23 protein-coding genes are annotated in these 24689 nt (G+C 33.6%); 13 read left to right on the forward strand and 10 right to left on the reverse strand.

Annotated features, from left to right (window positions below):
- Positions 1–7: 7 nt before the first annotated feature.
- From ACS3UD_RS00640 to ACS3UD_RS00650, 3 genes are all read right to left on the reverse strand, one after another.
- The gene (locus ACS3UD_RS00640) at positions 8–715 is read right to left on the reverse strand and encodes a response regulator transcription factor (RefSeq protein ID WP_308138257.1); all 708 of its coding nucleotides are present in this window, start codon (positions 713–715) and stop codon (positions 8–10) included.
- A gap of 328 nt (positions 716–1043) precedes the next feature.
- Positions 1044–2894: a molybdopterin-dependent oxidoreductase gene (locus ACS3UD_RS00645; RefSeq protein ID WP_308138256.1), complete on the reverse strand. Its 1851-nt coding sequence runs from the start codon at positions 2892–2894 to the stop codon at positions 1044–1046.
- 96 nt (positions 2895–2990) lie between these two features.
- The gene (locus ACS3UD_RS00650) at positions 2991–3866 is read right to left on the reverse strand and encodes a MerR family transcriptional regulator (protein ID WP_308138255.1); all 876 of its coding nucleotides are present in this window, start codon (positions 3864–3866) and stop codon (positions 2991–2993) included.
- A 177-nt stretch (positions 3867–4043) separates the two neighbouring features.
- On the opposite strand from ACS3UD_RS00650, the gene ACS3UD_RS00655 reads away from it, so the two are divergent.
- The 10 genes from ACS3UD_RS00655 (at position 4044) to ACS3UD_RS00700 (ending at position 15349) form a co-directional block, all read left to right on the forward strand.
- Positions 4044–4922 (forward strand): helix-turn-helix transcriptional regulator, encoded by an 879-nt coding sequence (locus ACS3UD_RS00655; protein ID WP_308138254.1) that lies wholly within the window; start codon positions 4044–4046, stop codon positions 4920–4922.
- Between the two features lie 26 nt (positions 4923–4948).
- Positions 4949–6208, forward strand: a complete 1260-nt coding sequence (locus tag ACS3UD_RS00660; protein WP_308138253.1) for a cytochrome c biogenesis protein ResB — start codon at positions 4949–4951, stop codon at positions 6206–6208.
- The gene (gene ccsB, locus ACS3UD_RS00665; RefSeq protein ID WP_308138252.1) at positions 6205–7023 is read left to right on the forward strand and encodes a c-type cytochrome biogenesis protein CcsB; all 819 of its coding nucleotides are present in this window, start codon (positions 6205–6207) and stop codon (positions 7021–7023) included. Before ACS3UD_RS00660 ends, ccsB begins: the two co-directional genes overlap by 4 nt.
- Before the next feature lie 79 nt (positions 7024–7102).
- Entirely contained in the window at positions 7103–8113 is a 1011-nt protein-coding gene (locus ACS3UD_RS00670) for a radical SAM/SPASM domain-containing protein (RefSeq protein WP_308138251.1), read from the forward strand.
- Positions 8103–8639 (forward strand): hypothetical protein, encoded by a 537-nt coding sequence (locus tag ACS3UD_RS00675; RefSeq protein ID WP_308138250.1) that lies wholly within the window; start codon positions 8103–8105, stop codon positions 8637–8639. Before ACS3UD_RS00670 ends, ACS3UD_RS00675 begins: the two co-directional genes overlap by 11 nt.
- Positions 8624–9049, forward strand: coding sequence for a staygreen family protein (locus ACS3UD_RS00680; protein WP_308138249.1), 426 nt, complete (start codon positions 8624–8626; stop codon positions 9047–9049). The genes ACS3UD_RS00675 and ACS3UD_RS00680 overlap by 16 nt, the downstream gene beginning before the upstream one ends.
- 260 nt (positions 9050–9309) lie before the next feature.
- Positions 9310–10791, forward strand: a complete 1482-nt coding sequence (locus ACS3UD_RS00685) for a Na+/H+ antiporter NhaC family protein (RefSeq protein ID WP_308138248.1) — start codon at positions 9310–9312, stop codon at positions 10789–10791.
- A 35-nt stretch (positions 10792–10826) separates the two neighbouring features.
- Positions 10827–11897 (forward strand): L-threonine 3-dehydrogenase, encoded by a 1071-nt coding sequence (gene tdh, locus ACS3UD_RS00690; RefSeq protein ID WP_308138247.1) that lies wholly within the window; start codon positions 10827–10829, stop codon positions 11895–11897.
- A gap of 34 nt (positions 11898–11931) precedes the next feature.
- On the forward strand, positions 11932–13113 hold the full coding sequence (locus ACS3UD_RS00695; RefSeq protein WP_308138246.1) for a glycine C-acetyltransferase: 1182 nt from the start codon (positions 11932–11934) through the stop codon (positions 13111–13113).
- A 268-nt stretch (positions 13114–13381) separates the two neighbouring features.
- Positions 13382–15349: a GTP-binding protein gene (locus tag ACS3UD_RS00700; RefSeq protein ID WP_308138245.1), complete on the forward strand. Its 1968-nt coding sequence runs from the start codon at positions 13382–13384 to the stop codon at positions 15347–15349.
- Between the two features lie 7 nt (positions 15350–15356).
- On the opposite strand, the gene ACS3UD_RS00705 is transcribed toward ACS3UD_RS00700, so the two are convergent.
- Complete coding sequence (locus ACS3UD_RS00705) at positions 15357–16262, reverse strand: cation diffusion facilitator family transporter (protein WP_308138244.1); 906 nt, start codon at positions 16260–16262, stop codon at positions 15357–15359.
- Between the two features lie 200 nt (positions 16263–16462).
- Positions 16463–18445 (reverse strand): oxidoreductase, encoded by a 1983-nt coding sequence (locus tag ACS3UD_RS00710; RefSeq protein ID WP_308138243.1) that lies wholly within the window; start codon positions 18443–18445, stop codon positions 16463–16465.
- 177 nt (positions 18446–18622) lie between these two features.
- Between ACS3UD_RS00710 and ACS3UD_RS00715 the strand changes: the two genes are divergently transcribed.
- Positions 18623–19210 (forward strand): TetR/AcrR family transcriptional regulator, encoded by a 588-nt coding sequence (locus tag ACS3UD_RS00715; protein WP_308138242.1) that lies wholly within the window; start codon positions 18623–18625, stop codon positions 19208–19210.
- Between the two features lie 99 nt (positions 19211–19309).
- Here the strand turns inward: ACS3UD_RS00715 and catA are convergent, their stop codons facing one another.
- The 5 genes from catA to ACS3UD_RS00740 are packed head-to-tail and all read right to left on the reverse strand — an operon-like array spanning position 19310 to position 21826.
- Complete coding sequence (gene catA / locus ACS3UD_RS00720) at positions 19310–19951, reverse strand: type A chloramphenicol O-acetyltransferase (protein ID WP_308138241.1); 642 nt, start codon at positions 19949–19951, stop codon at positions 19310–19312.
- A gap of 42 nt (positions 19952–19993) precedes the next feature.
- Positions 19994–20836, reverse strand: coding sequence for a 4Fe-4S binding protein (locus ACS3UD_RS00725; protein WP_308138240.1), 843 nt, complete (start codon positions 20834–20836; stop codon positions 19994–19996).
- A complete protein-coding gene (locus ACS3UD_RS00730) occupies positions 20836–20988 on the reverse strand; it encodes a CD1871A family CXXC motif-containing protein (RefSeq protein WP_308138239.1) in 153 nt (50 codons plus the stop codon). The genes ACS3UD_RS00725 and ACS3UD_RS00730 overlap by 1 nt, the downstream gene beginning before the upstream one ends.
- A 9-nt stretch (positions 20989–20997) precedes the next feature.
- Entirely contained in the window at positions 20998–21618 is a 621-nt protein-coding gene (locus tag ACS3UD_RS00735) for a TlpA family protein disulfide reductase (RefSeq protein WP_308138238.1), read from the reverse strand.
- A complete protein-coding gene (locus ACS3UD_RS00740) occupies positions 21602–21826 on the reverse strand; it encodes a helix-turn-helix domain-containing protein (RefSeq protein WP_308138237.1) in 225 nt (74 codons plus the stop codon). Before ACS3UD_RS00740 ends, ACS3UD_RS00735 begins: the two co-directional genes overlap by 17 nt.
- 332 nt (positions 21827–22158) lie before the next feature.
- Between ACS3UD_RS00740 and ACS3UD_RS00745 the strand changes: the two genes are divergently transcribed.
- Both ACS3UD_RS00745 and ACS3UD_RS00750 read left to right on the forward strand, forming a co-directional pair.
- The gene (locus tag ACS3UD_RS00745; RefSeq protein ID WP_308140135.1) at positions 22159–23013 is read left to right on the forward strand and encodes an AAA family ATPase; all 855 of its coding nucleotides are present in this window, start codon (positions 22159–22161) and stop codon (positions 23011–23013) included.
- Positions 23014–23207: 194 nt separating this feature from the next.
- Positions 23208–24608, forward strand: a complete 1401-nt coding sequence (locus ACS3UD_RS00750) for a sigma-54 interaction domain-containing protein (RefSeq protein ID WP_308138236.1) — start codon at positions 23208–23210, stop codon at positions 24606–24608.
- The last annotated feature ends 81 nt before the right edge of the window (positions 24609–24689 follow it).

The following is a 24689-nucleotide window of genomic DNA, read 5'->3' on the forward strand; positions in this document are numbered from 1 at the left end:
TTTCTATTTATACAAACCACAGACTATTTTTTTTGTAGTTATTGGGAGTTGTATTATATTTATTCTTGAAAAGTTTATATAAATAATTAGGGCTATTATAGCCAACCATGGTAGCGATTTCTTCTATTGTATAGTTTGTATCTAAAAGCAAGTCTTTTGCTTTAGTGATACGATAATCATTTAAATACTTTGTAAAAGTAGTATTGCAATGTTGCTTAAATAGCCGAGATATATGATTGGTGCTTGTATAAAATACGTTTGCACAATCTTTCAAAGTAATATTACTATTATAGTTTGTTTGTATATAGTCAATTATACTGTTTAATAATTTGTTTTCTGTATAAAAAGAGCCTAGTACATTTTGAACAGCATTATAAAATTGGCTCTTGTCAACAGGCTTTAAAAGAAGATCCTTGACCCCTAAACGTAGAGATCTCTGAGCATATTCAAAGTATCCATAAGCTGTAATAATAATAAAATTGATGGGTTCAGTAATATCATTCTGTATAGTATTAATGACTTCTAAACCATTATAAATAGGAATATTAATATCCATAAAAACAAGAAATGGATGAGCTTTTCTTATGAGTTGTATTGCATCATATCCATTTTCAGCTTCTCCAATGATTTCCAAAGGCAAGTTGTAATGTTTTATTAAAGATTTGATGAGTTTTCTTGATAATTCGTTATCTTCAACAATTATAGTTGGCTTCATTGATCATTCAACCTTTCTTATTATCTTAGCTGGCATTTCAGCATGCATAGGTACTTTTATGGTTTATCCTGACTGCGATACTGCTTGATAATTTTTGTTAAGCGGATTTTTTTATATACTTATATACTAGCACCACTTAGTAGATTTCTCAAGTTGTTTGCTTCAAGTTTCTACATTCTTAGTTTTTATCTTTACAATGGAAAATGTAGCTTAACATACGTAAGTGCCAAATAAGAAAGTGCATTGAAGTAAAAACCGACCTCCCAAAAGTTGATTTTCGGTCTAACTTTTGGGGGTCGGCTCAAGATGCTAAGCTTTTTGATTTATATTATTTTGCAACAACCATAACTTCTACTGGTTCGTTTGAAACTAAGCCTTCATCAGTTACTGCCCTTGCCATAAGTACATATGCACCTTTTTCGGGTGGAGTAAATACAAAGTTCCAATATATCCATCTTTCTATATCTGCACCTTCTGTACTATATGATGTCCAAGTTTCCCCTCTGTCCATAGAGAACTCAACTGCCACAACATTTTGTTCAAGACCATCTGCAAATCCTTCGAATGTAAATGGTTTACCAGATTCAATGATCTGTCCTTCAGCTACCTGACAAATAGCTATATTTGGCTTATTATAATATCCACCGTTTTCTCTTTCCCATCCTCTGTAAAAATAATAATCTTCAATTGGATCATCTACAATATTCAGTTCTACAACTTGTTTAACAAAACTTGAAGCGGCAGCTCCACCAATCCAAATTTGCACAGGATATCCCAAAACTTGTGCAAGTGGCTTTCCATCAATTTCATACACTATATAAGCATTATGATTTAAAAGATGCTCCATGGATGTTGGAATTGAAAATCCATCATTTGCTATCGGATTAAGAACCGTAGCTCCTTCTTTTACACCAGCTTTTTCTAATAAGTAACTAACAGGAACACCGGTTATTTCACAATTTGATAGTAAAGGTCCTCCCATTGGATTTATAGTGCAATGCATAAGCATGGTTGTAGTCTCGCTTGGGGCCTCTGCTATAAGATCGGGTAGACTAATTTCGAACTCATTTTCCACATGTCCTGTAACCTTTATTTTCCATTCATTAAAAACTTTTGGGTCAAGAGGTATATCTGCTAAATCAGCAGCATTTCTCTTATAGTCTTCATCGTAATACATCCAGTTAAAGTTAAAAGTTTCTTCCTGTGTAACTGTTTTGTCTTGTACATATGAAAAATCACCTGAAACATTAGCTATTGGAACAATTCCTCTTAAAACATCATGCTTTACTAAATCCCAAAGCTGCATTCCTTCTCCATCGCCAGTTGCATTATGGCATGTCATACAGTCACCTTCAAATGCATCGGATTTGTGTATGCCATGCATTAAAGTACCAAAAGCATATTTTTCTGTCAAATATCCTGGCGAGTAACTATGACAGTCAATACATTGTTGAACTGTTGTATCCATACCGTAAGGATTTTCAAGGTTAACATGAAGATATGTCATATCATTTAATTGTTTGCCTAAGCTTTCATGACATGAGTTACATCCCCTATTATCAGCATCAAGATAATATGTATTATATGATATTGATTCTCCCGGATTGTGATATACGCCTGCGAAATATTCATCTGGGGTACGCTGAACCTTTATTCCGTTTGGTAGAGTCGCTATTTTTGGAGCGTAATCAATTGCTCTCTGTGCCATATCATTATAAATTTCTTCTATGACAGGGTATCCTGGATAAGGTTCTGGTTCGGATTGAGTTTCATCTTGTTTTGCCATAAATTTAGTCATATCCCCACCAGCCTTTTCTATAGCTTGCTTAACGGCTGTAATTATGGCTGTTGATGAAAGAGTAGCACCTGATACCACATCTACTTCAACATTTTGTTCTGCTAATATTTTTTCTGGAATCTGTGTTAATGCATTATCTGAGATGTCTTCTGTTTCATTATGGTTTACTATTTTAATAGATTCTATTTTAGTCTCCGAAAGCACAACTTCTACAGTCATATCATTTAAACCTTTTACTGTTTCAGTGTATGTACCTGGTTTCATCTGGACAGATGCGGGAACAGCTGTCTCATCAGGAGCCTTAGATGGTGAAGAACAGCCTACTATAGATAAGACCATTGCAATAACTATAATAAAACAAAGTAATCTACGAATGTTCATATATAATCCCTCCTTATTACTAAATTCCTTTACTTGAATTATATATGAACTAATGAAAGTTAAAATGCAGTTATCACAACAAATTTATGCGTTTTTTCACAGTTGTTTTTTAACTATTGGAATCTGTAGTTTTATCATCATATCACGTCCATCATATAAAAATGCGGGAGTTTCAAATAAAACTTCACCTATATAATCTCCAACTATTTCATAATCATTTTTATTTATATAATCAAGAAGCTGTTTTAAACATTCTGTTTCTCTATATTTACCATTTTCAGATATCATACCATCACAGTAAATACAAAGATAGTCATTTTCAGGAATTATATCAACAGGGGTATTAATATAATCATTATCTATAAAAACAAATGCTTTGCTTACTATTAAATTATTATTTCGTAAATCATCTTTTGATATTATGCATCCAATATTATGGAATAGTGTTAAATTAAGATTGCTTTCTAAAAACTCCTGTTTCACATGTCTTAGACACAAATCCCATGTTAGTAATGTTTCATCTGCGGAATTATTTATATCATCAATTAAAAATTTGATTATATCAAACCTTATGATGGCTCTCTTTTTTATATGCTCCAAAATCACTTCGTTGCAAACAGGTTTTGATTTGTATGCTTTAATAGTTTCAGATATTCTCTGAGCTTCCTGTTTTGATAATTGTAACTTGTGTATTTTATTTGATAGTAGTTCTATCTGTTTATTAATTAAATTTAGTAAGTAGTCAACATCTTGTTTTTCCATTATTTGTTTTATTTCTTGCAGAGAAAGTCCTATGGATTTTAAAAATGTAATCATATCTAATCGTGATGACTGTTCAATAGAATAGTATCTATAACCTGTCCTTTTGTCAATAATATGCGGAATAATAAGTCTATACTCATGATAAAGGCGTAAAGTCTTTTCAGAAATTCCATGAAGTTTTGCCATTTTTCCAATACTTAATTTGTCCATAAAAATCACCCTATAAGTTATTGTAATATTACAACTGTTGCATATTGTACCATATATAACGTGTTTTGTAAAATGTTTCACATATTTTGTCGTAATTACTTGACTTTACCCTTGGGGTAAGATTTAAAATATGAAATAAGTAATAACTTTTAATAATATTAAATGGAGGTTATACATATGGACACCCTAAATTCCAGACTACTTATTGTTACATGCGAAGAATCATTTGTTAAGCATGATTTTGTAACACTTTATGTTCCTTTAGGTAAAAGATTAACAATACAGGTAGCAAATGACAGTATAGATTTAAATGTAAAGGATGTGTGTATGATAAAACCAAAATTAAAGCATAGGTTATTTTGTAGTGAGAAAACAGTAGTTGCATGTATAATGCTTGAACGTTCAATTGCATATAGTTCATTAATGCCTATGATTACAAGCTGTAATATGCTTTTTGAATTTCTTGTAGAATGCCAACATACTGATGAATGTATTGAGTATCTTAGTTTCTCTTATGAAAGTGGAGAGGATGTTATAGAACTTGCCAATTTCATATGTAAAGAGAATATGCAAAAGAAAACATCTTATAAAGCAGCTATAAAGGCTGCATTAACAAGTATTTTTGTAATTCTGTTAAGGAATTATACAGTTAATTCTTCATTAAAAAACATACCATCTAATAGTCAGTTTTCATTGATTATTGGGTACTTATGTGAGAATTATAGAAATGCAACCTTAAAAGAAACAGCCAAACATTTTAATTATCACCCTAATTCCATATCCTCTATTATTAAGAAAAACCTTGGAAAGAGTTTTTCTGAGGTTTTACGTGACATTCGCCTTAAAAATGCATGTATGCTTTTAAAAGAAACAAATTTAACTATATGTGAGATTGCTTCTCTATGTGGTTATGAGCATATGACTAATTTTTATAATACATTCAAGTCAAAATATGGGATTACCCCAAAAGTGTTTAGAAAAAGATCAAAAATGTATTTAAGTGATATACAGAATAACAATAAATTTAAAAAGCCCCTTAAAACTATTTATAATTAAAAATTTTGTGACAGGGAGAAAGACTAATGCTAAAAAAATTTACCAATTTTTTAACAAGCCTTAAATTTGGAATTATCTTGTTCGTGATGATAGCTGTATATTCAATAATTGGTACAGTTATACCTCAAGGAATGGATATAGAGTTTTATTTGCATCAATATAAGACGTTTGGCAGTCTTATGGTTTCTTTGCAATTTGACCATGTGTACAGTTCGAATATTTACATAGTAATAGTATTCATTTTCATAATAAACTTGGTAGGCTGTACGCTGAAAATATTGCCTGTTCAATTAAAGAAAATGAAAAATACGTATGTTCCTAAAAGTGGAAAAAACAATGAAAATCTTTATGAGAATGGGATGGATATTGAAAATGTTAAGGAAATGCTAAAAAAGAAAAAGTTCAAAATTGTAGACACTGAAGATGGTATTTATGCAATTAAACACAGCTTGGGTCATATAGGTTCATCAGTAACTCATCTAGGAATTGTTGTAATAATTTTAGGTGCTGTTTTAGGGAATATGTTTGTGCATGAAGGATATGTAAACTTAATACCTGGCGAAATTAAAGAATTTAAAGAATTTGGATTTTCTCTTGAATTAAATGATTTTTATATGGACTTTAGAGAAGACGGTTCAATTGAGCAATACTACAGCGAATTAACTGTTTATGAAGGTGAACAAAAATTAAAGGAAGAAAAAATTTGGGTAAACAATCCTCTTAGCTATAAAGGTATGTACTTTTACCAGTCTAATTATGGTTGGGCAAGCAATATGCAGATTAAGGATAAAGATGGCAGCGTGCTTTTTGAAAGTATATTAAAGGATAATCCTCATGCTTTTTATGAGCCAGAAAATCTTATAATAGTTTTATATGGTTTTTTCCCTGACTTTAGTATGGATAGATATGGTAACCCCATAACCTTATCTCAGCATATGAAAAATCCCGCTTATGCAGTAGCGCTTTACAATGAAGAAAGTTATGTGGATTCATATATAGTGACTCCGGGAGAACCTATAGAGTACAATGACTTAACAATTAAGTTTGTTGATTCTGTTTTATATACAGGATTACAATACAGACAGGATTTTGGTTATTACTATGTATTGGTGGGAAGTATAATTTTGACCTTGGGAATACTTTTATCATTTTATTTTTATCCGAAATATATATTAATCTCATCTGAATCTGTAATTCCTGTAACAAGACAAAATACTTGGGGATTTACGATAAAAATCAAAAGAATATTGAAAGAACAAAATAAATGTAAGGGGGAAATACAATGAATATAGTTTTCTTTGAAGAAGTAACATTTACCATAGCATTTTATATATATATTGCAGCATCCTTGGGATTTTTCGTTTTTCTTGTGGGAGGCAAAGAGAAGGTTGGTAAATTTGCCGTGAATGCAACAGTAGTAGGATTTATTGTTCACACAGTGGCAATGATTCTTAGAGTAGTAGAATCAGGAAGACTGCCTTTTAGCAATCAGTTTGAATTTGCAAGCAGTTTTACATGGGGCATAGTTTTATGCTATTTGATTATTCATTTTTACTATAAATTTACGTCAGTTGGTGCATTTGTAATGCCACTTGCATTTTTAATGATGGGATATGCATCTGTTCTTCCAAAAGAAATAAAACCCTTAATGCCTGCTCTTCAAAGTAATTGGCTTTCATTCCACGTAGGATCTGCAATTATTTCTTATGGCTCCTTTGCAGTTGCATGTGGTTTGTCCATTATGTATTTAATTAGCAGTAAAAATATGAAAAGTGTAAAAAGTAAAATTTTGCCTGATGAAGAAGCTTGTGATCACTTAAGCTACAGAGTTATTGCATTTGGATATATGATGTTGACAGTTGTAATAGTCTCCGGTGCTATTTGGGCAAAATATGCTTGGTCAAGATTCTGGGCATGGGACCCTAAAGAAACATGGTCACTGATAACTTGGCTAATATATTCAGTATATCTGCATCTTAGATTTAACAGAAACTGGAAGGGAAAACTTGCAGCATGGTTTGCAGTAATCGGATTTATATGCGTAATATTTACTTTTATAGGTGTAAATGTATTGCTACCAGGCCTACACAGTTATAAATAGTAATATTGGTTAGAAGGTGAATTATGCTGTTAAAACATGTTAAGGACAAACTTATTTATAACTATAAAAGGAGGATTACATGAATCATATATCCTGGAATACAACAAAAAAGTGTAATTTATATTGCAAGCATTGTTACAGGGAATCAGGACCGGAAAAGATGGATGATGAACTATCGACTGATGAAGGAAAAAAACTCTTGGACCAAATGGTTAAAGCCGGAATGAAAGTTATAGTTTTAAGCGGTGGAGAACCAATGATAAGAGATGATATATTTGAACTTATAAGCTATGCCAAGTCCATAGGCATGACTATACTTATGGGCAGCAACGGAACTCTTATTGACAAAGAAAAGGCAGAAAAACTTAAAGGTAGCGGCTTAAGCGCCATTGCAATAAGCATAGACAGTTTAGACCCTGAAAAACACAATAGGTTTAGAGGTTCCAACACAGCTTTCCAAAAAGCTATAGAAGGTGTAAATAATTGTGTAGAAGCAGGGATAAGAGTTCAATTAAACTGTACTGTTACAAAACAGAATTTAGAAGAAATAGAAAATATTGCGGATTTTGCTTCAAATTTAGGAGCTGCATCAAGTCACATGTTATTTTTGGTTGACACAGGAAGAGGTAAAAATATAAAGGAAGCTTCGTTGGATATTAAAGAATACAAAAAAGCAATCAATAGAATTATTGATAAGGATTTAGAGCTTGACATGCTGGTTAAACCTACATGTGCCCCCCAATATAAGGTTGAATCATTGTTAAGGGGTATTGAGTCATTAAAAAATACTACCAGAGGATGTATTGCAGGTGTAAGTTACTGCTCAATACTGCCTAACGGAGACGTGCATATATGCCCCTATGCACCGGTAAAGGTTGCAAGCATAAGAGAAGATACATTTGATTATATTTGGGAAAACAATGAAATTTTTAATAAATTAAGAGATTATAAAAACTATAAAGGACAATGCGGTCATTGCCAATATATAAATATCTGTGGAGGCTGTAGAGCAAGAGCTTTCAGCAATACCGGAGACTGGTTGGAAGAAGACCCATATTGTCTATTATCAGGAGGCGTAAATGAAATATAAAATGTTAAATGTAAAAGATTTAGCTACAATTGCAATGTGTGTAGCGATTGCTGTGGTTTTGGGAAAAGTTGTTGGAGTATTCCATAAAATTCTTCCGTTTTCCCGAGGTGTTATCAATGCACCGTTCTTTAGTTTTATCATAGCAATGATGTTGTACAAAGTAAGAAAACCGGTAGCAGTATCTTTGTTTGCGGTTGCGTATGGCTTCATGATGGCAAGAATGTCAATCTTTGCAACAATCTCAATAGCAGCAGGAGGAATTGTGGCTGATATAATTATTAGTATTATCCTTAGAGATTTTAAATCTGATACTAAGATTGCAATTTTTGCACCTATTTATTCAGTATGCGGAATTATTGCAACCTTTATAATGACAACCTTCTTCATAAAAAGTTCCTTGTATAGCTTTGGAGGAACTGTAGCCGTGGTTATAAGCGCTGTATCAGTTTATGGAGCCGGAGCCATAGGAGCATTCTTTGCAATGAAGCTGTATCAGACGAGGCTTAGTAAATGCTTACCAAACTGACAGTAGATTATCAGCTTAATGCTGAATATGAAAATATGGCTGACAGAGTATATACGCTGACTCATTCGGATTATACTGGACAAAGAATTTTATTTATAGGCAACCAAATAGACAAAGATAGACTTAGCAAGTGCAGAGACGAAGTGGAAGGAAGATGGATTAAAGAAAATTGTAAATTTGAACTCCAAATTACATGTAATTTATATTCAGAACACAGCTTACTTACATTACAAGAAAGATATGAAAAATTCAAATCTCACATTGTAAGAGCAATTACTGCAATTGTTAACGGTGATAAGGATTACATACTAAAAAATAACTGCGCAGAAAGTAACGTAAATGTAAGATATATTTCTGATTCAAAAAAATTTGTAGAATACAGAGGAAATGTAAGCGATTATTTAAAATAAGTTCAGTATTTTTATAGACCATCAAATAAAGACACCTCAGGGTGTCTTTGTTTTGTTAAATATTGAATTTCCAAGGTACATATAGTTTTATTTATGTAAGAAGTTTAAGCTGAATTACAATAACATACCATGGATTAGAGTGATTTAGATAGAATAAGGTTAATATAGTAGATTGAAAAAAACTAAGTGGTTGATATAATTGAAATGCAATAAGATATCTACGTAGTATATCAACATTTTAATAATATGGAGGAAACATAATGGAGAGTAATGGTAATATTATGTATGACGACGGAAGAAAGATAACAAATTTAGAATTTAGATTTGGTCCCGTTGGATCAGCTATCCCAATGTTATTTTTCATCGTATGGGCAATCGTTTGTAGTTTTAAGAATATTGCTAATGAACAGAGTTTAATAATTGGAGCTGTAATTGGTTTAGGCTTAGGATTGCTTATTTGTAAAAGTTCTGCCGAAAAATATTTAAAGGCTGTTACTGAAGGAATGACTCAGTCAGTTGCAGCTGTAGCCATTATTGCATGGTTTTGGGCTGGAATTTTTGCAGCGGTGTTACAAGTGGGTGGCTTGGTAGATGGATTGGTATGGGCAGGCGTTTCAACAGGAGTAAGTGGGTCTGTTTTTACCGTATTAACATTTATATTAGCAGCGTTATTTGGAACAGCTGTAGGTACTGGATATGGTACTTTAGTTGCGTTCACTATGTTAATGTATCCGGCAGGTGTTTTAATGGGTTCACATCCTTTAGTTCTTCTTGGCGCTATATTAAGTGGTTCAGCATTTGGAGACAATCTCGCACCTGTATCAGATACGACTATTATTTCAGCTGCAACGCAAGATACAGATATTATGGGCGTTGTTCGAACTAGGTTTAAATATTCTATTGTAGCAGCTTTTTTTGCAATAATTTTGTTTTTTATATTTGGCAGCTCTAAAACAGGGGTTATTGCAGACGCTAATTCATTAGAAATGATTAATGAATATATTAATCCAAAAGGACTTTTATTACTATTTCCTTTTGCACTTGTACTATTGTTGGCTTTCCGCGGAAAAAACCTTATTGTTTCAATTTCGTGGGGAATCGTCACTGCAATAATTATTATATTGGTTGCAGGTTTTGGTACAATGGAAGACATCCTGTGGTTCGATGTTTCAAATGGAACATTAGTTGGGGCTGTAGTTGATGGTGTTAGTGGTTACTTGCATATGTGTGTGCTGTTATTATTAATCATGTCATGTGGCTATTTAATAACTGCAGGAAACCTTATGAGATTAATGGAAGAAGCTATATTAAAGAAAGTGGGAAGTTCAGTTAAAAAGGCAGAGTTGGCAATTTGGACTATAGTTTCTATTCTAAATGCATTGATGAGCGTTAATGCGGCCGCAGAGATTACAGCTGCACCATTTGTAAAAAGCATTGGTAAAAGATTTAATATACATCCCTATCGTAGAGCTAATATGTTAGATGCGATTACTGCAGCAGGAGGATTTATTCTACCTTGGAGCGGTGGAGTACTTTTAGCGACTACAGTAGTAAATGGTATGTTGGATAAATATCCTTTTTTAACAAGTGTAACACCGGGGGAAATTTGGTATTTAGCTTTTCACGGATGGATATTAGTGCTTGTAATGCTGTTTGCAGCTCTAACTAGTTGGGACTTAAAATATATTGGAGAGGACGGCAAACCGTCAAAAGTAAATTCGAAAAAAGAATTATGTAAATAAAAAAAATAATGTAAATAAAATAGGAGTTGAAAAAAATGAAAGGAAAAATGAAAGCTATTGTTAAGACAAAGGCTGCACCTGGAGCAGAATTGAAGGAGGTAGATATTCCTAAAATAGGGCCTAAAGAAGTTTTAGTAAAAGTACATGCAGCATCAATTTGTGGGTCTGATTTGCACATATATCAGTGGGATAAATGGTCACAAAGTAAAGTGAATCCGCCTGTTACTATCGGGCATGAATTCTCAGGAGAAGTTGTTGAGCTGGGTTCTGATGTTACAACGTTGAATGTAGGTGATATTGTATCCTCGGAAACTCATTTTGTGTGTGGGCATTGTGAACAATGCAGGACAAACCAAGCGCATATTTGTCCCAACACTGTCATACTAGGGATTAATGTTAATGGCGTTTTTGCCGAATATGTTGCAATACCTGAAGCAAGCGCATGGAAAAATACATTAGATGTGGATCCTGCATATTTAGCAATTCAAGAACCTCTTGGCAATGCGGTACACACGATTTTATCTGGAGATACAGTAGGAAAATCAATTTCTATTGTAGGATGTGGCCCTGTAGGAGCATTAGCAATTCCTGTAGCAAAAGTAGCTGGAGTTAAAACACTAATTGCTGTGGAGCCAAACGAATATCGAGCTAAGTTAGCTTACAAGCTTGGTGCAGATATAGTTATTAACCCGCTTAAAGATGATCCAATAAAAGCTATAAAAGAAGTTACTGATGGACAAGGTGTAGATATTGTTGCAGAGATGTCAGGCAATCCAATTGCACTAAAACAAGCATTAAAGTATGTAAAACCTGGCGGCAGAATTTCCCTTTTAGGATTAGCAAGTGAAGAAATATCACTGGATATTGCAAATGATGTAATTTTTAAGGGCATTACAATAAAAGGGATTGTTGGGAGACGGCTGTTTGAGACATGGTACCAAGTTAAAGGAATACTAGAATCTAAAGACTTTAATATTATGCCAGCAGTTACTCATAGATTTAAACTTGAAGATTTCGAAGAAGCATTTGATTTGATGCAAAAAGGTAATAGTGGTAAAATTGCACTATATCCAGATAACGAGATATTTAATAAATACAGCAAATAAATGCTCGTTATATATACGGAGGTAAATTATATAAATGTTTAGCCAAAAATTATTTTTGAAAGAAATTGAGGAAAGCAAAGCGAAAGGGATGTATAAGCCGTTGCCAGTTCTTCAAAGTGCAAATGGTGCAGAAATTGTGTTGGACGGTAAAAAAACGATTAACTTAAGTTCAAATAATTATTTAGGATTGGTTGATCATCCTGAGGTAAAAGCAGCAGCTATTCAAGCAATCGAAAAATACGGTGTTGGTGCATCCTCAGCAAGAAATATTATAGGAAATACAGACTTATACGAAGAATTAGAGCTAAAATTGGCAAAATTTAAAAACGAAGAAGCAGCACTGGTTTTTCAATCGGGATTTACAGTAAATTTGGGCTCCATACCAATAATTGCTGGTGAGGGTGATTTGATTATATCCGATGAACTTAATCACGCTAGTATTATTGATGGAACTAGGTTTAGCAAGGCAAATAAAATAATAATACGCCATATGGATATGGAAGACTTAGAAAAAAAGTTAAAAGAAAATCGTGCAAAATATAAAAATGTTTTAATTGCAACAGATTCTGTATTTAGTATGGATGGTGATATTGCTCCATTACAGGACATGACATTTTTAGCGGAAAAATATGACTCTTTACTTTATGTTGATGATGCTCATGGTACGGGAATTTTGGGGAAGAAAGGTCGAGGTGTCGCTGATCACTTTGGCTTAACCGGTAAAATTGATTTTACAGTAGGAACATTATCTAAGGCGATTCCTGCTGTAGGTGGGTATATTGTTGGATCAAATTTAATGAAAAACTGGCTTGAGAGAAACTCAAGACCAATTTTATTTAGTACTTCTATTCCGGCAAGTGCAATAGCTGCATCAATTAAGGTAATAGAACTACTTGAAAAATCAGAGGATATTAATAATATACTATGGGAAAATACAAATTATTTTAAAGATGGGTTAACTAAACGAGGAATTAATATTGGTAATAGCAAAACTCCTATTATTCCAATAATGATTGGTGATGAGGAAAAGGCAAAAAACTTTAGCCAAAAACTTAAGGAATGTAATATTTTAGCGTCATCTATTGTTTTCCCCGTAGTACCAAAAGGAAAAGCTCGCGTACGCTGTATTATAACGGCAAATCATACGAAGCAACAATTAGACTATTGCATTGACAATATTGAGAAAATAGCAAAAGCAATGAGAGTTATAAAATAATTATATAACTTTTATAAAAAGGATACAAATTTGTCAACAGCCGTTAGATACTTTCTTATTGCAGATAGTGTAAATAATGAAAACTGTTTGCTGTAGGAATAAAACGCGTCTTTTGTCAATAACATTTTAAAAAGTCTAGGCATAATAAAAAAGATGATTTCTGTGTTCAACAGGAGTCATCTTTTTGAGTTGAATTGGGGCTAGAATTAAATTGAATTGTTTATAAACATGTTGTAAAATGATATATCAGATGAAAAAAGGAGTTACTATGAAAAAAACAATAGGGATTTTTGCTCATGTGGATGCAGGGAAGACTACTTTCACAGAACAACTTCTTTATAATACAGGCAGTATACGAAATTTAGGAAGAGTTGATCATAAAACTTCAAGCATGGATACCGACGAAATAGAACAGAGCAGGGGAATTACGATTTTTTCTGATCAAGGTATTTTTCAATTTAATAATGATACCTATTATATCATAGATACCCCCGGACATATGGATTTCTCGGCAGAGACTGAACGATCTATGTCTGCCCTTGATTACGCAATTTTAATAATAAGCGGGAGCTCGGGCGTTCAAGCTCACACTACGACATTATTTAACTTATTAAATTCATACAATATTCCTACTTTTATTTTTATTAATAAAGCTGATATAGATAGTTTTAATCTGCAAGGAATAATAGCTGACATTAAAGACAAGCTTACTTGTGATATACTATATCTTAATTCAGTTAAGGATATAAATAATCAATGCACCGCTGAATTTGTAGCAGACAGAGACGATAATTTTTTAGAATCTTATTTGCAAGAAAATTATAATTCAGAAGACTTAATAGTAGCTGCTATCAATATAATAAAAAAGAGAATTTGCTTTCCTCTAATGGCAGGCTCTGCCTTAAAGGGGATTGGAATAGATAATTTTTTAGAAGTATTTTCTAAGCTGACTAAAACTGAATATCAAGAGAAAGAAGACAACAATTTTGTTGGAAAGGTCTATAAGATACGCCATGATGATAAGGGAATACGACTTACTTTTATAAAGGCGCTATCAGGGAAATTGCGCATTAAGGATGAATTTACATTCATAAAAGATGGCCAAGCTTCATCTGAAAAAGTAAATGAAATAAGAGTATATAATGGTAAAAAATATGAAACTAAAAATGAAATATCAGCAGGAGACGTATTTGCTGTTGTAGGCTTCAAATCTCCTGTATGTGGTACGATGATAATTTCAGGTGAAACAATAATAGAGCAAGCTAGTAATTTTCACTTGACTGCAGCTCTTAAGTCGAAGGTAAACATATTAGATAAAACAGATGTAACAATATTGATGGAAAAACTGCGAATATTAGAATCTGAAGATCCGGCGTTATCAGTTACCTATAGAGAGGAAACGGAAGATATATTAATTAGTATAATGGGAAGGATTCAGCTTGAGATATTAGAAAATGTTATGAAGTCTAGGTTTGGGATATCAGTTGGTTTTGAAAAACCGCAGGTTGAATACAGAGAAACAATATTATCAGCGGTAACGGGGTATGGGCATTTTGAACCACTTCGCCATTATGCAGAAGTGCAGCTAGATCTGGTACCAACTGCCCGCGGCAGTGGAATCACCTATGAGAGTCAGTGCCACGTTGACAACTTGATTCTAAATTATCAAAATACAATAGAGAATCATACATTTGAAAGAGTCCATAAAGGAGTGCTGACCGGTTCTCCAATAACGGACATAAAAATAATTTTAATGGATGGACGTTCTCATATTAAACATACTGAGGGCGGCGATTTTAGAGAAGCTACCTATAGAGCAATAAGGCAAGGTTTAGAAAAAGCAGAATCTATTTTATTAGAGCCATTTTACAGTTTTGAGATTTATGCTGAAGAAACTTATATGGGAAAAATTATGTCTGATATACACAAATTAAGGGGCAATTGTGAACCACCAGTTCTTAATTGTGGAAATGTTTATATAAAAGGAAGAGGGCCTGTGGAATCTTTTATGGATTACAGTATAGAGCTAATGTCATTTACTAAGGGTACAGGAAGCATGAGCCTAATGTATGATGGATATGACTTGTGCGAAAATTCAATTGAAGTAATAAATAAAATAGGATATGACAAAGAAAGAGATGTAGAGAATACATCAACGTCTGTTTTTTGTACAAAGGGAACTTCTTATACTGTGCCGTGGTATGAAGCAGAGAAGTACATGCATACGATTAATTAATACCAAATTATATATGGTGATGATTGATAAGTTTTGATGGGTTTACATGAATCATGCAGTGTTTAACTCCAGCAATATTTTTCTCGATTTCGTTATGAATGGAATGGGCAACATTATGGGAATGCACAAAGCTAGTATCTTTGTTTAACGTTATTTCCAAATCAACATATATTTTTGAACCATATTGACGTGTCTTAATAACATCAATAGCCAATACCTCTTTATTGATGTTAATAATCTCCTCTATTGTAGATATTATTTCAGAAGAGCACGAAGTATCTATTACCTTTTTACAAGCATCTACACAGATTTCAAAAGCAGCTTTAAATATAAAAAGAGAAATAATTAGGCAGGCAATTGCATCTACCGCAGGATAGCCTAAACGAATTCCTATAATTCCAATTAAGCTGCCTACAGATGATAAGGCATCAGTTCTGTGGTGCCAAGCGTCAGCCACCATTGAAGATGAATTTATTTTTTGGGCGCATTTTATGGTAAAGTGATACATCCATTCTTTGGTCCCTATAGAAATTGCAGCTATAATAATAGCGGATGTATTGAGCAACAAATTCTGTTTAAGTGTTTCCACAGGATGAAGCAACTTTTGAAATCCATCCCATCCAATCCTGCCTCCAATTACAAAAAGCATAATTCCTAATAAAAATGCTATTATGCATTCAATTTTTTCATGTCCATAGGGGTGACTTTTATCAGCGGGTTTATTAGAAAATTTTATTCCAAGTAAAACGACAAATGTACTGAAAATATCAGTTAGCGAATGAATTGCATCACAAATCAAACTTGTGGAAGAAATTAAGAATCCAAACAAGCCTTTAAAAACAAATAGTAATAGATTTATAATCATACTCTGTAAAGATATTTTATATGCTAAATGTGATTCTTCTGTAGTCATTATTTTACCACCTATTTGAATAGTGAGATTTGCCAATAATTAACGCCATTAATTACTTCCATTATATGAAAATGTAATGTATTAGTGATAGGAAGGATAAGAAGTTTATAAGAAATTGTTATCTACGTGTTATAGAATTTAAGCCCTACAAACTAAAAAGCCATCTCATCAATTTTGAGATGGCTTCTTAATTTTAAATTTTATAACTCTTTGGCAAGTTCATATGCATTCCAAATAGAATACATAATATTGTGAACCTTTTGAGAGTCGCCTATGTTGTGTACAATTAAATCAGTATTTTTCAAACTTTCAAATAAACCATTGTTTTCTTTATAGCCGACAGCTGAAATAACAGTATCAACCGAAATGCTTTTAGTTCCATCTGCATTCTCATAAGTAACTGATCCATTATCAACGGATACAACCTTTGTACTTTCAAGCACAGTTACTTTGTGGAATTTCAGCAGATCTTCCAGCATGAAATGATTCATGTGAGGCAATGCATTGGCACCTCCGAGTATTTCAGGTGCAACTTCAATTATTGTAACATTTGCTCCTTGCTGTGCAAGCCATAATCCTGTTTCACATCCTACAAGTCCACCACCTATAATTGCAATATCCTTTCCGGTTTTTGCTTTGCCCAATAATACTTCATTAGCCAATACTGCTTTGCCATTACCTCCGAAAGGTATTACAACAGGAGTAGAACCGGTTGCTACAATAACTTCATCTGCTCCATAAGAAGATATTGTATCTTCTGTAACATTACAATTCAAATTCACTTCGACATTCAACAGTTCCAATTGTTTTTTATACCAGTTGATTAAAGCTCTGTCATAACGCTTAAAGTGGGGAACACTTCCCGGAATAAGATTGCCTCCAAGCTCACCGCTTTTCTCGCAAAGAATTACCTTATGACCTCTTTCAGCTAGAACTCTGGCCGATTCCATACCGCTGGGGCCACCGCCTATTACTAAAAATTTCTTTATTTTATGTGCTGGAACAAGACCGTAAATTTTTTCTCGACCGCAAGCAGGATTAACCGCACAACTAACCGGACCGTGTCCTATTCTTCCAAGACATCCCTCGTGGCAGCCAAGGCACGGTCTTATTTCATCCAGTCTTCCTGTACGAATTTTTTCCGGATAATAAGGATCTGTTAATAATTGTCTGCCCAGACCAATAATATCGCAGCTTGTTTTTAGTGCTTCAACAGCAAGCTCAGGGTTTTCCATTCTTCCTGCTAAAATAATCGGAACATTTATATGCTTTTTAAGTATTTCTCCAAATTCACGATACATTCCTTCTTCAAAATACATCGGCGGATGATTCCAGTACCAAGAATCGTATGTACCTGCATCAACATTAAGTGCGTCATATCCTGCTTCTACTAAAATTTTAGCAGCTTCAATTCCTTCTTCAATATCTCTGCCGGCTTCTTCATATTCTTCACCTGGAAGACCGCCTTGGCGAAGACCCTTCATACAGCTTTTAAGACTGTACCTCAATGAAACTGGAAAATTCTTTCCGCAAGCTGCTTTGATTCCTTTTACAATATCTGTTGCTAATCTTAATCTATTTTCTAATGATCCTCCATATTCATCGGTTCTCTTATTAAAAATAGGAATTGCAAACTGATCCAAAAGATATCCTTCATGAACTGCATGAATTTCAACTCCGTCAAAACCCGATTTTTTAGAAATAACTGCTGCCATTACAAATTTTTGAATCAAATTTTTTATTTCTTCTTTTGTCATTTCCCTATGAATTATCTTAGGATCAAAGCGATTTTCATTTTCCGAAGGAGCAATACATTTGCTTACAAACCCAGGTAATGCACTTCTTCCCAATCCGCCTGTCAATTGAATAAATATTTTTGTGCCGTATGCGTGAACACGTTCGTTCATCTGATACGCAGCATGAATAAAAGCCAATGGTGTTTGTGTTGGGCAGGGCAGTCCAGGTTTTGATAAACCTTCTATATTAATATCCACGCTGCAAATACCTGTAATAATCAGTCCAATTCCGCCTTTTGCTCTTTCAACATAATAATCTTGGATTCTTTGATTAAATGCACCAAATGCATCTGCATATCCAACAGGTCCCATCGGTGCCATTGATAATTTGTTTTTCAGCACAACATTACCAATTTTAGTGGGTTCAAAAAGCTCAAAATATTTCATATTGTTCCTCCCTTTATTTTTTATATATTTAAGATAACGAATTCGCCGAACCGGTTATCTTAAATATAATATATATAAATTTTTAACAAATGTCAATAATTTATTTTTTGACAATTGAAAAAAATGTTTTTTTATTATATATTAGTCTAGTAAAGAAACAACTAAAGGAGATTGTATATGAAAGAAAAAACGTCTAGGACATTGCAGGCTGAAAATACAAAGAATAGAATTTTAGATGAAGCGTTAAAATTAATGAAGCAAAAAAACTATGATGATATAAGTATTAAGGAAATTTGCAAGAATGCCGGTGTATCTGTAGGGGCATTTTACCATCATTTTATAAGCAAATCTGGAATTGTTATAGCCGCTTATGAAAGAACAGATGTTTTTTTCGAGACAGATGTTATTAAAAGAATAGATAAATCTAATATTAAAAAAGCTATTGTTTTGTATTTATGCGAACAAGCAGCCTATGCAGAATATACAGGAATAGATGTTATAAGAAATATTTACAAGGCACAAATGGATAATGGAAGTATGTTTTTCTTATCCAAAGATAGGGCTTTGCCGAGAGGATTACATGATTTAATTGTAAGCGGGCAGGAAACTGGGCAGCTGTCAAAATCAAAAAGTGCAGATCAAATAACAGATGAGCTGTTAATAGTAGGAAGAGGGGTTATATATAATTGGGCTTTATGTTCCGGTAACTATCCAATATCAAAAAAACTGGCTTCAATTGTAGATGGATATTTAAGCAGCCTATAAAAGGTTTCGAAAAACAATTTGAATTATATAATTATATCAGCACAATATTTTGTAACAAATAACAGCTTTCAAAAATGAATGCTGTTATTTATTATACTACTATATAAATTCGTTCGCCCAATCTTGCAGTTCATTTATAAATCTCGCTAAATGGAACCCGTCGCAAACAGCATGGTGTACTTGAATTGATAGTGGGAGCACAACTTTTTCGTTCTCGGAAAAATATTTTCCGATTGTAAAGATGGGCGGGAAGAAGTCATATCCATTTTGTAAATTTAGATTAAACCCGGTAAATGAAACCCATGGAATACAAGAAACATTGAACAGGTTATTTCCATTTGCAGGCTTTGAAACGTCTGCTCTTTCATTGCCATATGTTTTCATATCGCTAAGGTAGCTATTATAAAAAAGTTCGAAATTTTCTTCGTATTCTGTCCAGACTTCGCTGATTTTCTCTGTTTTATCATGAAATACAGTGAAGCAGGGATTGGTTTTATCATACCATCCGATATTGCCGTTGCTGTCTTTTGCCATGCGAAATTCACTATGACGATTCACAATATAAGAGATTCCATAAAGTATTACGGGGAAGATTTTTAGTTTTTTCCCCTTTATCTGTTTTAGCAGCTTGGTTATATCAAGGTTGACACACATGCTGTATGTGCATGGGACATCAGTTGAGTAATGCTTGAAAGCGTCAGCGCGCTCCCAGCTTTTTATATCAATTTTATTAAAAGCCATTTAATCTTCCTCCGAATATGTTTTTTATTACCTTGTAGTAGGTCATTTTTTGAAGCCACTTGAAATTGCGTTATGGGGGCATATATTTTTACATTCGCTGCATCGTATGCACTCTGTGCTGTTGATGTTTTTAGTAATTTCTACGTTCATTTTGCAGTTTCTCTCACATATTTTGCATCCGGTACATTTTGTTTTATCAACATCCATTTGATAAAAACTAAATTTGTTAAATAATGCGTATAGTGCACCGAGAGGGCAGAGATATTTGCAAAACGGGCGATATGTAATAATGGAAAAAATTATAATCGCAAGCAATACGCCAAGTTTCCAAAAAAATAATGCACCTATGGTGTTTTTTAATTCTTCGTTCATTGCCAAAAGCGGAATGCCGCCCTCTAACGTCCCGGCAGGACAAATCAGCTTACAAAAGTAAGGATTCCCCATACCGTATTGGTTGGTAATAATTAGCGGTAAAGCAATAACAAATACTATTAAAACAAAATATTTCAAATAACGCAAGGGCTTGTCAATATTTTTTGGAACTGTAAACTTTGGTCTTCTGATTTTGTAAAGCAAGTCCTGTACGAATCCAAACGGGCATAAAAACCCGCAGATAAGGCGGCCACACAGAATGCCAAACAGCATAATGAAGCCGAGAATATAAAACGAGAACTTGAAGCTACGATCGCCCAATACCGCCTGTAATCCTCCTATGGGGCAGGAACCCAGCGCGCCGGGGCAGGAGTAACAATTAAGTACCGGGACGCAAATAAGCTTTGTCTTGCCGGTGAAAATTTTTCCTTTTACAAATCCTGCGGCATACCCGTTTATAATAATAGCAGCAATAAGCTGTATAATATGTCTTTTGTTTGTTTTACTTTTCATTAGCCTATCCCTATGCACTCAAGGCAAATGTTGACTGCCTTTTTTAGTACTACAAATTGTTCTTCTCGCATTAGGCCAATGCCGATAAATGCCAGCGCCAACACGAGAATGATATATTTGATATATGGTTGTGTATTATGTGATGCTTTCATATTTGTACCCTATTGTATTGATGCTGTTTCGTCTATAAGTGCAATTCTGTCAAGGATTGCTTGTCTGTAGTCTTCTCCAGTTCTGCCTCCAAAATGGGGAGTACCAACAATTTTTCCGTTGCAATCTACAAATATAGTAGTGGGAAAAATATTAGCTTGATTTGTCAGTGCCGTTTGCAATGTTTCATCTGGAACAAGCGTCATAAAATTTGCGCCTGCATCTTCCATAACCTCTGAAGCAAATTTAACAGCTTTCTTATCGTCTACTGTATCTACGCATATGGAAATAATATTACTTCCTTCTGGTCTGTCATCATAAAGCTTTGCAATATCAGGCATCTCAGCGATGCATGGACTGCAATTTGTTGTCCACAGGTTAATCATTGTTACTTTGTAATCCTTGAAAAAATCAGAAGTTACTTTTTCTCCAGTAACGGTAATAGTATCAAAACCCGATAAATCTACATCGGAATAAAGTTTTGTTTGCTCGGCATTTTGTTCAGCAACTTGCTCGTCAGTGAGAACCACCACATCACTGGGGCCTCTGAGAAGCATAATTGCAAACATAATTACGGCAACACCCAATATTGATCCAACTACAATTCCTGCTATTTTAATTATTTTCTTCATTTTCATTATCCTTTCTATATTCTAAAATATCGCCGGGCTGGCAGTCTAAAATTCTGCACAGTGCGTCAAGTGTGGTAAAGCGAAAAGCTCTAGCCCGCTGGTTTTTGAAATTTGAAACATTTGCCATCGTCATACCCAATTTTTCCGACAGCTCCGTCAATGATATTTTTCTCCTAGCCATCATAACATCTAAGTTTACAACAATCATATTGCGCCTCCTTAAAATACCAGGTCATTATCTTCTTTAATCTCAGCGGCTTTTTGAAAAACGCCGGCAATAACTTTGAAATGATAAAAAACTTTGAAATCTTTTTTCATGAGAAATAGTTCCTTTCTTATATTTGACTGGATCAGTATAACATAGGTTTAAATGAATTACAATAATTATTTATCGTTATTCTTTATATATTTATCGTTATTATGAAGAAAATAGAATTAATGGAAAAATGCTTTCAAAAAATTAGGTTGAATATTATTTTATAATCGGTTACTCTTTGAATATGTTCTATGAAAGGAGAAATTTACGGCAAGGAGATAATAATGGTTTATTTAAGTGTTATTACATTTCCAAATGAGGAAATAGAGTTTGATTTTTTTTTGGAGATAAAGAGAACGTGCTATGATTCATTTTATCCATTTAAAATATTATCAAGGCAGGGTCTTGAAAGAATTGACTTTGAGCCTATTACGATTTTATATGGCGGAAATGGATCGGGAAAATCTACAGCATTGAATGTTATAGCAGAAAAAACAGGTATTAAGCGAGATTCTATTTATAATAAATCCAATTTCTATCCTGATTATGTCAATATGTGCAATATACAGGTTGAAGCTGATATCCCTGCAAATAGCAGAATTATTACCAGTGATGATGTGTTTGATTACATGTTGAATATACGTAATCTCAATGAAGGAATTGATCAAAAGCGAGAAAGGCTTTTTGAGGAATACTTGGATGCAAAATATTCTAATTTTCAGATGAAGTCTATGGAAGATTATGAGCAGCTTCGAAAAGTGAATTATTCAAGAAGTAAAACGCAGTCTCGTTTTGTTAGAAAAACATTGATGGATAATGTTCGAGAGTATTCTAATGGGGAAAGTGCATTTTTCTATTTTACTGAAAAAATAGGTGAAAACGGATTGTATATACTTGACGAGCCCGAAAACAGTCTTTCTCCAAAACGACAGATAGAACTAGTTAAGTTTATTGAGGACTCCGAGCGGTTTTTAGGATGCCAGTTTATTATATCTACACATTCACCATTCCTGCTATCCATGAGAGGAGCTAAAATATATGATCTTGATGAGAAGCCTGTTGAAGTAAAACGATGGACTGAGTTGGAAAATGTGCGTATGTATTATGAATTTTTCAAACGTCACGAAAATGATTTTTAGTAAAAAAACAATAGGCAGGCGCGATAGTGGTATTGGTTGAAATTTGAATGCAAGAAAGCTTCCAGCTTAAAATGGAGTAATTGACACACATAATGAAGCAATGCGTTAATATACAGCAATCGAAATGTTTGCCTCTTCATGTCAATTATGATATACTTTTCTAATATAGATTGGCAGGTTAGCGGGGTGAAGCTATGAGCAATATTAACATTGAAAAGATGCTAAACATCTATAATTATTTCGATGGAATAATCATTACAGATGAAAAAGGTGTCATTCAGTATTATGCAAATTTTAGAACAGATGTGTATAATCTTCGGTTGGATGAAATCATCGGAAAAACTATCCTGGAAATTCATCCGGAAATGAAAAAGGAAGACAGTACTATTATGCGGGTATTGGAAACTGGAAAGCCTATATATGATCATGTGGAGCATTTGACTTCACCTCATGGCGACACAATAACTAATATCTGCAGCACAATACCTATACATCAAGGCGGAAAGATAGTTGGAGCTATTGATTTTTCAAGATGCATAGATGACAGGGTTCATGTAGATGTAGAGAGAAAGAAGATTGTATTGCCAAGTATAAATAACGATACAGATTCCATGTATCGTATCGATAACATTGTAACAACATCTAAAAAAATGAATGAAATTAAGAATATTATCCCATTGATTGCAAATACTGATTCACCGGTAATGATTTATGGTGAAACGGGAACAGGAAAAGAAATGATTGCGCAGAGTATACATACAGCAGGTAACAAATCATCAAAACGTTTTGTTTCACAAAACTGTGCGGCTATTCCGGAGACGTTGTTGGAAAGTATATTGTTTGGAACGGAAAAGGGTGCATTTACAGGCGCGGAAGATAAGCCCGGGCTTTTTGAATTGGCCAACGGCGGTACATTGTTTCTGGATGAAATTATTTCTATGCCTTTAGGGATGCAGGCAAAAATATTAAAAGCTATTGAAGAAAAAAGAGTAAGGCGAATTGGTGGAAATGAGTCCATTTCCTTTGACGTTAAAATTCTCAGTGCACTTAATCAGGAACCGAGAAAATGTATCCGTGAAGAAAAATTGAGAGAAGACCTTTACTACAGATTGAGCACTGTTTTTATAGAAATTCCACCGTTGCGAGATAGAATTGCAGATATACCTGTTATGGTAAATTATTTTATTGGACACAATAATATAAAAATGAATAAAAACGTTATGGGTATTTCTGAAGATGCTATGAAAATTTTTATGAATTATAAATGGCCCGGCAATGTAAGAGAACTTAAAAATATTATAGAGGGTGTTTTCAACATTATTGGTTCAGAGATGATTACATTAGAAGAATTGCCTGCATATATGCTGAACCATTTTCATGATGAACATAGTGAACTGATGGATATAGATGACAATTTGAGTCTTTTGGAGAGATTAGAGGAATATGAAAAAAGGCAATTGGTTATGGCTTTAGATTCTACGCGCAATGTTACAGAAGCGGCAAGAAAGTTGAAAATTTCAAAGCAGTCGATGAGTTATAAAATATTAAAATATGGATTAAAAACAAAAAGTAAAAAGTCAAAGAATTTTGACTAATATAAGTTAAAAAAAATTGACCCCGGTAATTGATGTTGTAGAAAAACATTGAAATTACCGGGGTTTTAATGTTGGCACGAA

The organism is Sedimentibacter sp. LTW-03, from assembly GCF_052059825.1.
In the GTDB taxonomy this organism is placed as follows: domain Bacteria; phylum Bacillota; class Clostridia; order Tissierellales; family Sedimentibacteraceae; genus Sedimentibacter.